Here is a 14345-nt window from a genome sequence, read left to right on the forward strand (position 1 = left end):
AGGCGGACAGAAGGTCGCCGATGGATCCTGTCGTCGTCACCCAGGCGATCAATGTCGTCTATGAAATCCTGATCCTGGCGCAGGTCGTGCTCGGCCTCGCCGTGGTGATGGGCCTGCTCAATGTGCTCAACATCGCCCATGGCGAGTTCGTCATGGTCGGCTGCTACACCGCCTATATGGTGCAGAAGGCAGGGCTGCCGTATCTCGCGGCGGTTCCGGCCGCCGCGATTGTCTGCGGCGCCATCGGCCTCGTGGTCGAGCGCGTGCTGATTCGGCCATTGCGCTATGATCCGTTCGAGACCCTGCTCGCCACCTGGGGGCTTGGGCTGCTGCTGCGCAAGCTGGTCGAACTGGCGTTCGGCCGCGGCTTTCGCAGCGTCGACATTCCCATCAGCGGCTCGGTGACGATCCTTGGCGAGGCCTATCCAGCCTATCGCCTGCTGCTGATGGCGATCTCCATCGCGGTGCTGGCGCTGCTGTTCGTGTGGTACGCCCGCGCCCCGACCGGCGCACGCATCCGCGCCATGGTCGGCAACCCCGTGCTCGCGGAGGCCGTCGGCATCCGCACCCGCCAGCTCGCCCGCAACACCTTCGTCGCCGGCACCGCCTGGGCCGGCATCGCCGGCGTGATGATCGCGCCGCTGACACCGGTCGAGCCATTCATGGGCCTGACTTTGATCGTCAACGCATTCTTCGCGCTGGTGGTCGGCGGCATGGGCACCATCACCGGGCTCGTTGCCGGCTCCGGCATCATCGGCGGCCTGCAAAGCGGCCTCTCGGCGGCCGTCAGCCCGACCACCGCCTATCTCGCCATGCTTCTCCTTTCCATCCTGTTCCTGTGGCAGCGACCCCGTGGCCTCTTTCCTCGGCCGTAATGGCCTCGTCCTCGCGCTGCTGCTCGCAATCCCGGCGTTCGTCGGCGATTTCTGGGCCTACCAGCTCGGTCTCTATCTGCTGTATGCGCTGGCGGCGATCGGCGTCGGTCTCGCCTGGGGGCAAGCCGGCATCCTGCCGCTGGGGCAGGGCCTGTTCGTTGCCTTCGCGGCCTACCTCACCGCCTACGGCCTGTTCGGGTTGGGGGCATCGCCGCTGGCCTATGGCCTGCTGCCGCTCGCGGCGCTGGCCATGGCAGCCCTCGGCTTCGTCTTCGCCGCCGCCGTGTTTCGCGGCCGCACCGAGAGCGGCCCGTCGTTCTCGCTGATCACGCTGGCGTTGACCCTCGCCGCGTTCCAGGTCGCGACCACCTGGACGAGCGTCACCGGCGGCTTCAACGGCCTGCGCAATGTTCCGGGCCTGCCCGGCCTCGACGGCTTCCTCGACCTTTACTACCTCATCGCCGTGATGCTGGCTCTGGGCATCGCCGGCGTCGACTGGCTGCTGCGCGCGCCAATCGGCGCGCTGTGGCGCGCGGTCGCCGAGAACGAACGCCGCCTCGCCTTCCTCGGCTATGATACGCCGCGGATCAAGGCCGCGGCGTTCGCCGTGGCCTGCGGTCTCGCCGGCCTTGCCGGTGCGCTCTACGCGCCGCAGCAGAATCTCGTGACCCCGGATCTCGCCGGCTTCGCCTTTTCCGGCGACCTTGTCGTGTTCGCCGCGGTCGGCGGCCGCGCCACTGTGCTCGGGCCCGTCGCCGGCGCCGTCGCAGTCGGCATCCTCTCCGCCGAATTACGCGATCGCTTTCCATGGTGGGAGATTGTGGTGGCGCTGTTCTTCATCGTCGTGGTGTTGCGCCTGCCCGGCGGCCTGATGACTTTGATCGAGCCGCTGAGGCGCTGGCTGCCGCTGCGCGCCGGCAAGATTCCGCCGCATGCCGCTCCACTCAAGCCGCGCAAGGCGGCGCCGCTCACCGTCGCCTTTGACGACGTCCATGTCCGCATGGGCGACGTCACCATTCTCGACGGCCTGACGCTGACGACGGGCGCGCAAGCGATCCTCTGCGTGATCGGCCCGAACGGCGCCGGCAAGACCTCGACACTCAATGTGCTGACCGGCGCGCTACCCATGCGGGCGGGCCGCCTCGTCATCGATGGCCAGAATGTGCCGCGGCCGCGCCCCGCCACGGTGGCGCGCACCGGCGTCGGCCGCAAGTTCCAGACGCCATCGGTGTTTCCGCGCCTGACCATCGCCGAGAACCTCGCGATCGCGTTATGGAGCGGCCGCTGCGGCTGGTTCGACCTGCTGCGCCCGAGCCTGTTCGGCTGGACCACGCCGGTGCTCGACGAAATGCGTCATCGCTTTCCGTTCCTGTCGGACGCCGACAAACCAGCCTCGGACCTCTCCCATGGCGAACGCCAGATCCTTGAACTGACCATGGCGCTGGCAACCGAACCACGCCTGCTGCTGCTCGACGAACCCTGCGCCGGGCTCTCCCACGAGGAGACCGGCGCGGTGATCGACGCGGTACGCTGGGCACAGCAGCATCTCGACTTGCGGATCATCATTATCGAGCACGACATGGAGCTGGTACGCCGTCTCGCCGACCGCGTGGTGGTGCTGCACCAGGGCCGCTTCCTTGCCGACGGCAGCGTCGAGCAGGTGCAGACCAATCCGGACGTCCGCGCCGTCTATGTCGGAGGCACGCGATGACCGACACCGCCATACTCGCGCTCGACCGCCTCTGCGGTGGCTATGGCTCCGGCCTCGTGGTGCGCGGCGTCACCGCGGCGGTCCGTGCCGGCGAAGTGCTGTGCGTCCTCGGCCGCAACGGCGTCGGCAAGTCGACGCTGGCCAAGCTCGCCTCTGGCTTCCTGCGCCCGTCGGACGGCACCGTGACGATGGCGGGCCGCGATATCACCACGCTGTCGCCGTCGCACCGCGCGCGGCTCGGCCTGACTTACTGCCCGCAGGAGCGCGTCGTCTTCGACGATCTCACCGTCGCTGAAAATCTGACGCTGATGCGGCCGACACGGGATCTTGCCGCCTTCGAGCCGTATTTCTCCGTGTTCCCACGGCTCGCCGAGCGGCGGCGCCAGCATGCCGGCACGCTGTCTGGCGGCGAGAAGAAACTGCTGTCGTTCGTGCGCGGCCTTGCCGCGGACACCGGCCTCGTGGTGATCGACGAGCCGACCGAGGGCGTGCAGTACGAGAACGTGATCCGCATGGCCGACCTGATCGCCGAGCGCAAGCGGCAGGGCACCGCGTTCCTCGTGATCGAACAGAACCTGACCCTGGTCGAACGCATCGCCGACCATCTTGTCATCATGGACCACGGCGAGGTCGTGCGCACGGGAACCGCCGCCGAGCTCGCGGGCGACGATGTGCTGGCGCACCTCACCGTGTGAGGCAGGTTGCCGCGGCTGCGCGACCCCGCGGCGGATCCGTCCCGCGCGACCTTGACCTCAACCCGGGTTGAGGTTCTATCAAAGGGTCGGCGTTCGGGGCCCACCCGCGCCAGAACTTCATCTCACCGGAGCCGACTCTTGTCTTCTTTGTCCAATTCGTCCAAGGCAGTCGCACGCGCCGTGGCGGGGGATACCGCCAGCGCAGCCACCACGCCCCAGGGCTGGGCGACACTGCTCGGCGGTCGCAATGCAATCTCCTCGCTGGTGCTTGCCGGCGGCGTGGCGCTGCATGCGATCAATGTGTTCCTGACGACCACCATGCTGCCGTCGATCGTCCGCGACATCGGCGGGCTCAGCTACTATGCCTGGAACACGACGCTGTTCGTGATCGCCTCCATCATCGGCGCCACCTGTTCGGCGCGCCTGTTGCAGCTGCTGCGACCACGCGGCGCCTATGTCACTGCCGCGGTGCTGTTTGCGCTTGGCGCGCTGGTGTGCGGCTTGGCCCAGGCGATGCCGGTGATGCTGGCCGGGCGCACGGTGCAGGGCCTCGGCGGCGGTCTCCTGATCTCGCTGTCCTACGCCATGATCCGCCTGCTGTTCCCGCAGCCACTATGGCCCCGCGCCATGGCGCTGGTGTCCGGCATGTGGGGGATCGGCACCCTGGTCGGGCCGGCGCTCGGTGGCGTGTTCGCCGAACTCGACGCCTGGCGCAGCGCATTCCATGTGCTGATCCCGCTGGCGCTGACCTTCGCCGCCATCGCCGCGGTCGTGCTGCCGCGTGATGTCGACGCGCGGCATCCGTCCCCGCTGCCGCTGCTGCAGATGGCCCTGCTGGCCGCTGCGGTGCTCGCGGTCTCCGCCGGCAGCATCTCCACGCGCCCCACCTGGAATGTCGCGGGCCTTGCGGCCGCCGCCGCGCTGTCGCTCCTGATCGTCCGCAACGAGCGGCGGAGTCCGCGCCGGCTGTTGCCGCGCAATGCGTTCCGCCGCAATGCGCCACTCGGCCTCGTCTATGCCGTGATGTCCCTGCTGGCGATGACGGTGACCAGCGACGACGTGTTCGTGCCGCTGTTCCTGCAGGTGCTGCACGGCCAGTCGCCACTGATCGCCGGCTACCTGTCCGCCCTGATGGCAGGCGGCTGGACGGTCGGTTCGGTCACCAGTTCGAACTTCGCCGGGCGGAAGGTGCGGCGGATCATTGTCGCCGCGCCATGCGTCTCGCTGGTCGGAAGCCTCGTTCTGCTCTGGCTCATGCCAGCGGCGAGTGCGGACACAGCGCACCTCGTTATCCTCGCCGGCGGCCTGTTCAGCCTTGGCCTTGGCGTCGGCATGGCCTGGCCGCACCTGCTGACCTGGGTGCTGACATTCGCCCCACCCGATGAGCAGGATCGCGCTTCGGCTTCGATCACCACCGTGCAGCTCTATGCGACGGCTGTCGGCGCCGCGGCGGCAGGGCTGGTCGCCAACACCGCAGGCCTGGTCGACCCGGGCGGAGCGGTCGGCACGGCCCGCGCGGCGCTGGCGCTGTTCGCCGTCTTCAGCGTGGCGCCGGTGCTGTGCCTCGCGATCGCCCTGCGCCTCGCACGCCTGTTGGCGGTCGCAGCGCGATGAGCGACAGGCCGGCACGGCAGGCCTGCTGACCTTTCACCCTCTTCGAAAGAAGGAGCCCCATCCGCCGGACGAACCATGAACTTTACGACCGGCGGGTGGTCTCATCATCGTGTCTTCGTCTTGCGACCGGAGGACGCGATGCAGCAACCTGACCAGACCAAGCTCGATGCTTTTCTCGGCCGAATGGTGGGCGATCTCGGCAGCATCGCCACAGGCGCCCTTGTGGTGCTCGGCGATCGTCTCGGTTTCTATAAAGCCATGCGGGACTCCGGCCCGATCACGTCGGAGCAGCTCGCCAAACGCACCGACACCTATGAGCGCAACGTGCGTGAATGGCTGGCTGCGCAAGCCGCCGCCGGCTATGTCGACTATGACCGGGATTCCGACACATTTTCGCTGAACGCGGAGCAGACGACGGTGTTCGCCGACGACGACAGCCCCGCCTTCATGGCTGGCGCCTTCGAGGTGCTCGCGGCGCTGTGGATCGACGAGCCGAAAGTGGCCGACGCTTTCCGCAGTGGACGCGGGCTGCCCTGGCACGATCACAGCGCGTGCCTGTTCCGCGGCACCGAGCGCTTCTTCCGCCCGGGTTACAACGCCAACCTGGTGCCATCCTGGCTGCCCGCGCTCGACGGCGTCGTGGAGAAACTCGAGCGCGGCGCCGAGGTCGCCGATGTCGGCTGCGGCCATGGCGCCTCGACGATCGTGATGGCCCGGGCGTTTCCGAAATCGCACTTCACCGGCTTCGACTATCACTCGCCCTCGGTGGAGCGTGCCCGCAAGTCCGCCGCCGAAGCCGGTGTCGCAGGCAACACACGCTTCGAGATCGCGACCGCCAAGACGTTTCCCGGCAGCTATGATCTCATCGCGTTCTTCGACTGCCTGCATGACATGGGCGATCCGGTCGGCGCCGCACGGCATGTGCATGAGGTTCTGACACCGAATGGCACCTGGATGATCGTGGAGCCGTTCGCGCACGATCAGCTGACCGCGAACCTCAATCCCATCGGCCGGGTGTATTATGCCGCGTCCACGATGATCTGTACGCCGGCATCACTGGCACAGGAGGTCGGCATGGGCCTCGGCGCGCAGGCGGGCGAGGTGCGGTTGCGGCAGGTGGTGACCGCCGGCGGCTTCACCCGTTTCCGGCGTGCCGCGGAAACGCCGTTCAACATCGTGCTGGAAGCGCGGCCGTGAAGCGCTCCGCGCCATGTGGCGGCCGGTTTACTGCTTGATGAGGATGAAGGGATCGACACTGTCCGGAACGCGGCGCCACTGCGCGTTGTCGTCGGCCTCGAAGCGCCATATCTCGCCCTTGGCCGAGATCAACTGCAGCTCGCCGCGCTCCAGCCGCCAGCTCACCGGCCCGAAGCCCGTCACCGCCGGATCGCAGCGCGGCTTGAGGTAGACCGTAAAGATATCGGGGGCGATCTCGGTGTTGGTCAGCGTCAGGCTGCAGATCGCGCGGTCGTTGCCGCGCACCACCGACCAGTCGCCGATCAATTGGTCGGTCGACTTGGCGAGTGCCCGCGCCGCGGCAAGGTTCTGCAGGAGGTAAACGCCCTCACCCGTGCGCCGGCCCTCGAAGATGCCGCTCTCCACCTCGGTGACGTCGATCACCGGCTCACCCTTGGCATCCTGCAGCCGCACGATGTCGAGACCCCTGATACTCCAGGTCGCAATCTCACGGGTGAAGGGCAGCGCCTCGGCGCAACCCTTCTCGAGCTCGAGTTTCATCGCGCCGCCGCCGGCCGGATCGGGCTTGAGTGTGATCACGCAAGTCTTGCTGCGCTCGGCCGTGGCGAGTTCCCACTGGCCGACCATGTCGTGGGCGAGCCCCTGCGGATCGTCGCCACGCGCCGGCAGGGCCGTGACCGCGAGCAGCGCCAGCGCGCCGGCCAAGGGCCGACGCCACCGGATCGCCTGCACCGCGGCCCGCGCCATGTTCAGCGTCCCTTGACAGGGGTTTCCGCAATGGGGGTCAGCGGCGGCTTGCCGTCGAACCAGAGCTGGAGGTTGTCGACCACCAGCTTGTCCATGGCGTTGCGGGTGACGATCGAGGCCGAGCCGACATGAGGCAACAGCACGGTGTTCTGCAGCGCGCGCAGCTCATCGGGCACGTTCGGTTCATTGGCGAACACGTCGAGGCCGGCACCGAGGATCTTGCCCGCCTTGAGCGCCGCGATCAGCGCCGGCTCGTCGATCACCGAACCACGCGCGACGTTGACGATGACGCCGTTCGGTCCGAGGGCGTCGATCACCTCGGCATTGACGATCTTCGCCGTCGACGCACCACCCGGCGTAATGACGACCAGCGTGTCGACCGCCTTCGCCATCTCCACGAGGTTAGGATAGTGCTTGTTGTTGACGCCCTTGGCCGGATTACGCGAGTGATAGACCACCGGCACCAGCGACGCCTCGAGCCGGCGCGCAATCGCCTGGCCGATGCGGCCCATGCCGACCATGCCGACGGTACGGCCGCGCAGCGAGCCGACGGTCAGCGGATAGTTCTGCGTCGCCCACTGGCCAGCACGCACGAAGCGGTCGGCGCGCACGAACTCGCGCAGCGTCGCGATCAGAAGGCCCATCGCAACGTCCGCGACCTCCTCGGTCAGCACGTCCGGCGTGTTGGTGACGATGATGTTGTGGTCGCGCGCATGCGCCCAGTCGACATGGTCGTAACCGACGCCGAAGCTGGAGATGATCTCGAGATTGGGAAACTTGTCCATCATCGCCTTGTCGGCGCTGACGAGCCCGGTGACGGCGACGCCCTTGATGCGCTCGGCGACCGCGGGAGTGATACGGCCGAGGTCGCCGTGGCTCTCCGCGGCGTGCACCGTGAACGACGCGCTCAAGCCTTCCGTGACGAGTTTCTTGGGCTGCCCATATATCAGGACGTCGGTCTTCGCGGCGGTCATCAGCTATCCTTTCCAAGCGCGCTTTCGTGCCAGCGTCGTAGCACAAGATATGACGCCAGCGAGAGCGTCATATAAATCACAATACCGGCGACCGAGAGCAGCAAAAGTGCGGCGAACATGCGCGGAATATTGAGCCGGTAGCTCGATTCTGCAATGCGGTAGGCGAGGCCCGAACCAGCCCCTGCCGATCCTGCTGCAATTTCAGCCACCACCGCCCCGATCAGCGACAATCCGCCGGCGATGCGCAGGCCGCCCAACATGTAGGGCAGCGCCGACGGCAGGCGCAGCAGGCCAAGCGTCTGCAACGGGGACGCGCCATACAGCGTGAACAGGCCGGCCAGGTTGCGGTCGACGGATTTGAGGCCCAGCATGGTGTTGGACAGCACCGGGAAGAACGCCACGATCCACGCGCAGGCGACCACCGCCACCGGCTGCGGCAGATAGATCAGCAGCAGCGGCGCGATCGCGATCACCGGCGTCACCTGCAGCACGATCGCGTAGGGCAGCAGCGCATATTCGAGCCAGGTCGAGCGGCTGAACAGCAACGCCAGCACAATGCCGCCGATCGCGGCGGCCACGAACCCCTCCAGCGTCGTCACCAGCGTGACCAGCAGCGAGCTGAACAGCAGGTTCCAGTCCTGCGCCAGCGTGATGACCACGTTCAACGGGCTCGGCAGCACATAGGGCGGAATGGCGTTGATCCGCACCACTGCCTCCCACAGGCCCATCACGGCGGCCAACACCAGTGCCGGCAGCAGCATGCGAAGCAGACGACCGGCCTGTCCCGACGATGTCGGATGCACGGCATCCGGCGCGGATTGATCACGGGAGCTCATGTCGTCCCCTCGCCGCTGGCCCGGGCGAGCGCTGCCGATACCTCACGGCATTGCGCCGCATAGCTCGCCGAGGTGCGGAACGCCTCCAGCCGCGGCTCCGGCGCGACGACGCGAAATTCGGCGCTGACGCGCCCCGGACGCGGTGTCATCACCACCACCCGCTGCGACAGGTAGACCGACTCGAACACCGAATGGGTGACGAACACCACGGTCTTGCGCAGGCTCCGCCACAACGCCATCAGATCGTTGTTGAGACGGAAGCGCGTGATCTCGTCGAGCGCCGCGAACGGCTCGTCCATCAGCAGGATGTCCGGATCGGTGACCAGCGCGCGCGCCAGCGACACCCGCATCTTCATGCCGCCCGACAGCTCGCGCGGATAGACGTCGGCAAAGTCCGCGAGCCCGACCCGCGCCAGCGCATCGCGCGCACGGCTGTCGGCGTCGGCGCGCGCCATGCGCGCGAGCCGCAGCGGCAGGCGGACATTGTCGAGCACGCTGGCCCAGGGCATCAGGGTCGGTTCCTGAAACACGAAACCGATGGCACGGCCGCCTGCCGCCACCGGCCGGCCTGCCACCTGCACAGTGCCCGAACTCGGCCGGCTCAAACCCGCGATCAGCCGCAGCGCCGTCGACTTGCCGCAGCCCGAGGGCCCCAGCAGCGAAACGAATTCACCGCGCCGGATGTCGAGATCGAGCGCGGCAAGCGCCTGCACGCCATTATCATAGATCTTGGCGGCTTCACGGAAACGCACCGCCACGTCCGCCGGCAGGCTGGCCTCGCTGACGGCCGCACCGGCCGTGGAATCCGACATCACGCCATCAGTTCTTGGGACGACGGTCGAGGCCGACGCCCTTGTTGACATAGCGCAGCGTGTAGGAGGCCTTGAAGTCGATGTCGGAGCGTACAACACCGGCACGCACCATCTTGTCGAAGAAATTCGCCATGCGCGCGTCGCTCATCGCACCGATGCCGTCCTTCAGCGTGTCGCCGGAATCGACAATGCCGTACTCCTTCATCTTGGCGACCGAGTAGGTCAACAGTTCGTCGGTCATGTCCGGATTGAACTTCTTGATCAGCGCGTTGCCAGGACGGTTGTCGCCATAGAGATAATTGTACCAGCCGACAATCGAGGCATCGACAAAACGCTGCACAAGATCCGGCTTGTTCTCGGCGAGATCGCGCCGGGTTTCGATCAATGTCGAGTAGGTGTTGAAGCCGTAGTCGGCGAGCTCGATCACGGTCGGCTTGAAGCCGGCCTGCTTTTCGACCGCGAACGGCTCGGAGGTGACGTACCCCTCCATCGCACTCTTCTTGTCGGCGAGGAACGGCTGCGCATTGAAGGTGTAGGGCTTCACATTGGTCTCGTTGAAGCCGTATTCGGATTTCAGCCACTGGAAGTAAGTCTGCATGCCCTCCTTGGAGACGAACAGCGTCAGCGGCTTGAGGTCCTCTAGCTTGCTGACCCTGGCGTCAGGATGGGCCAGGAACACTTGCGGGTCCTTCTGGAACATGGCGGCAACCGCCACCACCGGCACGTTGTTGGCGACCGCATCGAACGACTGCAGCGAGTTCGCGCTCATGAAGAAGTCGAGCTTGCCGGACGCCAGCAGGATGCGGTTGTTGATGTTGGGACCGCCGGAGACGATGGTGACATCGAGGCCATAGCGCGCATAGGTGCCGTCGGCCACCGCCTGGAAGAAGCCGCCGTGCTCGGCCTCCGCCACCCAGTTGGTCCCGAACGAGACCTTGTCGAGCTTGGCGGGCGCCTGTGCCAGCGCCGGCGAGGCCGCTGCCACGAGGCCAACCATCAGGGCACGAAACAGCGCAGCAGGTCTCATCATCGGGCTCCGTCGGCGAACATCGGGAGGGAACGGCCGGATGATCGGCCGCCGTCGCGGCAGGCGACGGCCGCAAGCTACCTTGCAACGCCGCCCAAAGAAATAGCGGCCGGCGAGGGCCGCCTCCCCGCACGGCGATGTCCCCTTGGACGCCACCTTCGTGTAGAAAGCAGCGACACCCCCGGCGAGACCGAACCGTGACCGTGACCAGCCCCGACCATCACCCGCCCCGTGACTGGACTGCCATCCGCTGGAGCGAACTGCCGGCTGGGGCCACCGCCGACTGGATCGCGGTACTGCCGCTGGCGGCCACCGAGCAGCACGGACCGCATCTGCCGATCGAGACCGACACGCTGATCGCCGAGGCGTTCCTCGCCCGCGTCCGCACGCTGCTGCCGCCTGCGATCCCGGCGACCTTCATCCCGGTTCAGGCGGTCGGCCTGTCGACCGAGCACATCGACTTTCCGCAGACGGTGACGCTGTCCACGGCCGCAGCGTTGCGCTCTTGGATGGAGCTCGGCGCCGGCATCGCCGCGGCCGGCATCCGCAAGCTGGTGATGGTGACGAGCCATGGCGGCAACAGCGCGGCGATGTCCGTGGTGGCGCAGGATCTGCGCGCGCAGCACGGCCTGCTCGCGGTGACGACGGGATGGCACCGCTTCGGCCAGCCGGCGGGGCTGTTCACCGACACCGAGGTGCGCCACGGCGTGCATGGCGGTGCCATCGAGACCTCGATCATGCTCGCCGCCTATCCCGAGCGCGTGCGCCGCGACCGCATCGCTGACTTCCGGCCCGCCAGCCTCGACTTCGAGGCGCACTATCGCTGGCTCTCGACCCATCGCCCCGCCCCCTTCGCCTGGCAGGCGCAGGATCTCAATCCCTGCGGCGCAGCCGGCGACGCGACACAGGCCTCCGCCGACAAAGGCGAACTGCTGCTCGACCACGGCGCGCGCGCCTTCTGCGAGCTGCTGGCGGACGTCGCCGGCTTCGACATGGCGGCGCTGCGCAACACGCCACAGCCGCTGCTTTAAGCCCGACATGTCTTGCGAAAGCCGGTTTTGGTTCGATCGGCCGCCAGACTTTTTCTTCATCCGCACCGTCGAACCCGTTCCATCCGGCGTTCGACGAACCGGCATGCACCCCGCTGGGGCGCCCCAACACCGGATGGAGATTAAACCATGTCGATCAAGACCAGGATTGCCGCCCTCGCCCTCGCCGCGCTCACCCTGACCGGCGGCATGGCCGCCACCTCGCGTCCCGCGGAAGCCCGCGGTCTCGGCCTCGGCCTCGGCATCGCCGCCGGCGTGATCGGCGCAGCGGCGGTCGGCGCCGCGATCGCCAATGGCCCCTACTACGACGGCTACGCCTATCGCCGCTGCGGCTGGGTCCGCCAGTACGACGCTTACGGCAACTACATCGGCCGCGTCCGCACCTGCGACTGACACCCCGACGGTGGATCCGCGTCCGACACGGGCGCCTCATCCACCCCGTGTCGTACCCGACCCGCCCGGTTGTCCCCCCGGGCGGGTCATCCTTTTGCCGGGCCGCGACCTCCCGCATCCGTTACATATCTGTCGTAAATCCGCGCCATGCCGGCTTAGGGCGCGCTGCAGGCCCCCTCTCCCCGCCGGTGCAGTTCCTGTGCTGTTGCGGGCATGGCTCACCCCATGAAAATCGACCGCCCTGCGCTTCGGCCTCGGTGGTGCGGGCAGGCCGCCTGTGCCAGAGGAAGACCTCAGGCACGAGACCGCCCCCGAATCGACGGCCCCGGAGACGATGAAGACGCTACTTGCCGGCATCATGCTCGCGGCACTCTGCCGCGAAGCCGCGGTTGCCGCCGACCTCGAAACCATGCCGCTGAAGGCATCTCCAGCGGCCCCGGTCTTCGACTGGACAGGCATTTATGTCGGCGGCCATGCCGGGTATGGCGGCGGCGGCTTCGGCCCCGACACCCATGGCCAGCCGCTGCAGGGAGCGCTCCTGCCCCACAGTTCCACCGGCATGATCGGCGGCTACCAGATCGGCGCCAACCTTCAGCTTCCCAGCCGCCTGGTGCTCGGCGTGGAAGCCGACATGTCATTTGTCTCGCCGGTCGACCGCAACAAGATCGAACGCGCTCCCTTCGACACCAGTCTCGACCATCTCGGCACCATCCGCGGCCGCGTCGGTTATGCCTTCGGAACCTGGCTGCCTTACCTCGCCGCTGGCCTCGCCTGGGGGCGGACCACCGCCACCATCAACGACGCCAACGGCGACGGCATCGACCGCAAGGCCCACCAGCATTACGGCTGGACCGCCGGTGCCGGCGTCGAGGTCGCGCTGTTCGGCAACTGGAGCGGCAAGGTCGAGTACAGCTACACTGATCTCGGCGGCAAGACCTACAGCTTCGATGGTCTCGGCATCCCCGATACGCGGGTCGACCCGAAACTGCAGACGGTCAAGGTCGGATTGAATTACCGGCTGTGGGACGGGCCGCTGTGGGCGCCGACCGGCACGGCCAGCGCGCTGCCGGATTCCGATAGCTGGTCGATCCATGGTCAGACCACCGCCATCCTGCAGGGCTATCCCGGCTTCCGCTCCCCTTACCAGGGCGGCAACAGCCTGCCGGGCGGCGGCCTCGGCCGTGACACCTGGACCGCCGACGCCTTCCTTGGCTGGCGGCTGTGGGACGGCGGCGAACTCTATTTCAATCCCGAGCTGGCCCAGGGCTTCGGCGTCGGCGGCACGCTCGGCCTTGCCGGCTTCCCCAACGGCGAGGCGCAGAAGGGCGGCGCCGAATATCCGAAATTCCGGCCGCAGCGCTATATCTTCCGCCAGACTTTCGGCCTCGGCGGCGAGCAGGAGGACGTCGCCGACGGCCCGATGCAGCTCGCCGGCAAGCGCGACATCGATCGCATCACGGTGACCGTCGGCCGCTTCGCCGTCGGCGACTATTTCGACGGTAACTCCTACGCCAAGGACCCGCGCGCCGACTTCATGAACTGGGCGATGTGGGCGTCTGCCGCCTACGACTTTCCCGCCGACCTGCCCGGCTTCACCCGTGGCGCGGTGGTCGAGCTGAACCGCAAGGACTGGGCGCTGCGCGCCGGCCTGTTCCAGGTGCCGGCCGCGCCGAACAGCGACACGCTGACCTTCAAGGGCGCCGGCTCCGTGGTCGAGTTCGAGGAGCGCCACACCCTGTTCGGCCAGCCCGGCAAGCTGCGGCTCGGCGTCTTCGCCAATCGCGGCATCACCGGCAGCTACAATCAGGCGCTGGCGCTCAACGCCATGGATCCATCGCTCGCCATTAACGACGCGATGGCGAGCCTGCGCCAGGAGCGATGGAAGTACGGCTTCTATCTCAACGGCGAGCAGCAGGTCGCAACCGACATCGGCGTGTTCGCGCGCCTCAGCTGGAACGACGGGCGCAACGAGATCCTGTCGTTCACCGACATCGACCAGAGCCTGTCAGGCGGCATCTCCGTCAAGGGCAGCTACTGGGGCCGCAGCGCCGACACGTTCGGCCTCGGCGGCGCGATCAACGGGCTATCGCGGCCGCACCGTGACTTTCTCGCCGCCGGCGGCAACGGCCTGCTGATCGGCGACGGCGCGCTGAACTACCGGCCCGAACAGATCCTGGAGACTTACTACGCCTACGCGCTCAGCAAGAGCGTGACCCTGACGGCGGACTATCAGCTCATCGTCAATCCCGCCTATAACGGTGATCGCGGCCCGGTGTCGCTGTTCTCCGGACGCGTCCACGCCGAGTTCTAAAGCCTTTTCGAGCGAAGCATGCCCCCGGACCTGATCCGGGGACGGGCACCGGTTCGCGCGAGGAAAGTGCGTCAGAACATGGCTTGGAGCGCGTTCGCGCTTTC

Annotated in this window: 13 protein-coding genes; 8 read left to right on the forward strand and 5 right to left on the reverse strand. The window is 67.4% G+C overall.

Annotation, left to right across the window (positions count from 1 at the left end; genetic code table 11):
- The first annotated feature begins 20 nt into the window (after window positions 1–20).
- The 5 genes from AB4Z37_RS04755 to AB4Z37_RS04775 all read left to right on the forward strand — a co-directional run bounded on the left by AB4Z37_RS04755 (window position 21) and on the right by AB4Z37_RS04775 (window position 6092).
- On the forward strand, window positions 21–875 hold the full coding sequence (locus tag AB4Z37_RS04755) for a branched-chain amino acid ABC transporter permease (protein ID WP_441515528.1): 855 nt from the start codon (window positions 21–23) through the stop codon (window positions 873–875).
- Window positions 853–2586, forward strand: coding sequence for a branched-chain amino acid ABC transporter ATP-binding protein/permease (locus AB4Z37_RS04760; protein ID WP_441515529.1), 1734 nt, complete (start codon window positions 853–855; stop codon window positions 2584–2586). Before AB4Z37_RS04755 ends, AB4Z37_RS04760 begins: the two co-directional genes overlap by 23 nt.
- Window positions 2583–3281 carry an ABC transporter ATP-binding protein gene (locus tag AB4Z37_RS04765; protein WP_441515530.1) on the forward strand — a complete coding sequence of 233 codons (699 nt, stop codon included), beginning with the start codon at window positions 2583–2585 and terminating at the stop codon, window positions 3279–3281. The genes AB4Z37_RS04760 and AB4Z37_RS04765 overlap by 4 nt, the downstream gene beginning before the upstream one ends.
- Window positions 3282–3419: 138 nt before the next feature.
- Entirely contained in the window at window positions 3420–4895 is a 1476-nt protein-coding gene (locus AB4Z37_RS04770) for an MFS transporter (protein WP_441515531.1), read from the forward strand.
- Between the two features lie 138 nt (window positions 4896–5033).
- Window positions 5034–6092 carry a class I SAM-dependent methyltransferase gene (locus AB4Z37_RS04775; protein ID WP_441515532.1) on the forward strand — a complete coding sequence of 353 codons (1059 nt, stop codon included), beginning with the start codon at window positions 5034–5036 and terminating at the stop codon, window positions 6090–6092.
- A 27-nt stretch (window positions 6093–6119) separates the two neighbouring features.
- Here the strand turns inward: AB4Z37_RS04775 and AB4Z37_RS04780 are convergent, their stop codons facing one another.
- The 5 genes from AB4Z37_RS04780 to AB4Z37_RS04800 are packed head-to-tail and all read right to left on the reverse strand — an operon-like array spanning window position 6120 to window position 10488.
- The gene (locus tag AB4Z37_RS04780; protein ID WP_441515533.1) at window positions 6120–6839 is read right to left on the reverse strand and encodes an AprI/Inh family metalloprotease inhibitor; all 720 of its coding nucleotides are present in this window, start codon (window positions 6837–6839) and stop codon (window positions 6120–6122) included.
- A gap of 2 nt (window positions 6840–6841) precedes the next feature.
- Window positions 6842–7813, reverse strand: coding sequence for a 2-hydroxyacid dehydrogenase (locus AB4Z37_RS04785; RefSeq protein WP_441515534.1), 972 nt, complete (start codon window positions 7811–7813; stop codon window positions 6842–6844).
- Entirely contained in the window at window positions 7813–8649 is an 837-nt protein-coding gene (locus tag AB4Z37_RS04790; protein WP_441515535.1) for an ABC transporter permease, read from the reverse strand. The genes AB4Z37_RS04785 and AB4Z37_RS04790 overlap by 1 nt, the downstream gene beginning before the upstream one ends.
- Window positions 8646–9461: an ABC transporter ATP-binding protein gene (locus AB4Z37_RS04795; protein WP_441515536.1), complete on the reverse strand. Its 816-nt coding sequence runs from the start codon at window positions 9459–9461 to the stop codon at window positions 8646–8648. The genes AB4Z37_RS04790 and AB4Z37_RS04795 overlap by 4 nt, the downstream gene beginning before the upstream one ends.
- Window positions 9462–9468: 7 nt before the next feature.
- Window positions 9469–10488 carry an ABC transporter substrate-binding protein gene (locus AB4Z37_RS04800; protein ID WP_441515537.1) on the reverse strand — a complete coding sequence of 340 codons (1020 nt, stop codon included), beginning with the start codon at window positions 10486–10488 and terminating at the stop codon, window positions 9469–9471.
- A 197-nt stretch (window positions 10489–10685) separates the two neighbouring features.
- Here AB4Z37_RS04800 and AB4Z37_RS04805 point away from each other — a divergent pair, with 197 nt between their 5' ends.
- The 3 genes from AB4Z37_RS04805 (at window position 10686) to AB4Z37_RS04815 (ending at window position 14241) form a co-directional block, all read left to right on the forward strand.
- Complete coding sequence (locus tag AB4Z37_RS04805) at window positions 10686–11519, forward strand: creatininase family protein (protein ID WP_441515538.1); 834 nt, start codon at window positions 10686–10688, stop codon at window positions 11517–11519.
- 147 nt (window positions 11520–11666) lie between these two features.
- Window positions 11667–11930, forward strand: a complete 264-nt coding sequence (locus AB4Z37_RS04810; RefSeq protein ID WP_441515539.1) for a hypothetical protein — start codon at window positions 11667–11669, stop codon at window positions 11928–11930.
- 334 nt (window positions 11931–12264) lie between these two features.
- Entirely contained in the window at window positions 12265–14241 is a 1977-nt protein-coding gene (locus AB4Z37_RS04815; protein WP_441515540.1) for a carbohydrate porin, read from the forward strand.
- Window positions 14242–14345: the final 104 nt, after the last annotated feature.

It is taken from the genome of Bradyrhizobium sp. 2TAF24, from assembly GCF_052115025.1.
GTDB lineage: Bacteria > Pseudomonadota > Alphaproteobacteria > Rhizobiales > Xanthobacteraceae > Bradyrhizobium_A.